The sequence below is a fragment of the Nodosilinea sp. P-1105 genome, from assembly GCF_012911975.1.
Classification (GTDB): Bacteria; Cyanobacteriota; Cyanobacteriia; order Phormidesmidales; family Phormidesmidaceae; genus Nodosilinea.
This window is the reverse complement of the sequence record NZ_SMDQ01000183.1, coordinates 1-699: the sequence shown is the minus strand read 5'-3', so window position 1 is coordinate 699 and position 699 is coordinate 1. Positions and strand designations below refer to the sequence as shown.

Sequence of the window (699 nt, the reverse complement as noted above, 5' to 3'; positions counted from 1 at the left end):
GGACCTAACTCCACCGTCAGGTCTATAATCCAAATCCAATCGGAGCGTTTCGGACCATGATGCTCAAGCACGTATAGCCCTACTCGCAACAGCCACTGACGGATGCTGCTAAAACTCGGGGTTCCTATCGGCAAAACCTGTGCCCAGAGCTCAAAGCTCTTCTGGGTTCCCCGCAGACTCGTACAGGCCATGATCAAGTGAGCAATCGCCAGTTGGATTAAAATCACCGGATACCGATGGCCCCGAGCACGAGCCGATAGAACCTCCGGGTCGTCCCCACGGACCGCTGGCAGAACCGTTATCGGGACTCCGCTGAAACCCCCTTTTTTTGGGCCTCAGTCTGAATCTGGGCCTTGAGTTCATTCACCTCTTGTTTTAACTGGACGGCTCTATCTTTCCAACGCGCTCGGCTTTCACTGAGATCTCTCACCTTGATCTCTAAGGCTCGTAGCTTTTTCTGTTTGACCGCCGCTCGCTCCTTCCACTGGTCTCGACTGCTGCGAAATAGACGGGCTAATCGACTGGGGGAACTCTTGAATTCTGGCATCGGGGTTACACCCTGACTGTGCTGAGGACCGATGGGACAATGAGACCACCTTGGAATATCGCCCCCTCATGGACTAGTTTAGACCCTATGCACGCGACACGGAGGTTGCATGAGCAAAGACCAGCCTATTAGGCTCTAAGTCATCACCCTAG

General features: G+C 53.8%; 1 protein-coding gene and 1 pseudogene. Both read right to left on the bottom strand.

Annotation, left to right across the window (positions count from 1 at the left end; genetic code table 11):
- Positions 1-191: pseudogene (locus E1H13_RS27080) on the bottom strand (hypothetical protein); the annotation flags it as partial.
- A gap of 107 nt (positions 192-298) precedes the next feature.
- Positions 299-547 carry a hypothetical protein gene (locus E1H13_RS26675; protein ID WP_169617981.1) on the bottom strand — a complete coding sequence of 83 codons (249 nt, stop codon included), beginning with the start codon at positions 545-547 and terminating at the stop codon, positions 299-301.
- Between the last annotated feature and the right edge of the window lie 152 nt (positions 548-699).

What these genes read in the sequence shown, in the direction of transcription:
- E1H13_RS26675 (WP_169617981.1), bottom strand. Translation starts at nt 547, where the DNA reads ATGCCAGAATTCAAGAGTTCCCCCAGTCGATTAGCCCGTCTATTTCGC.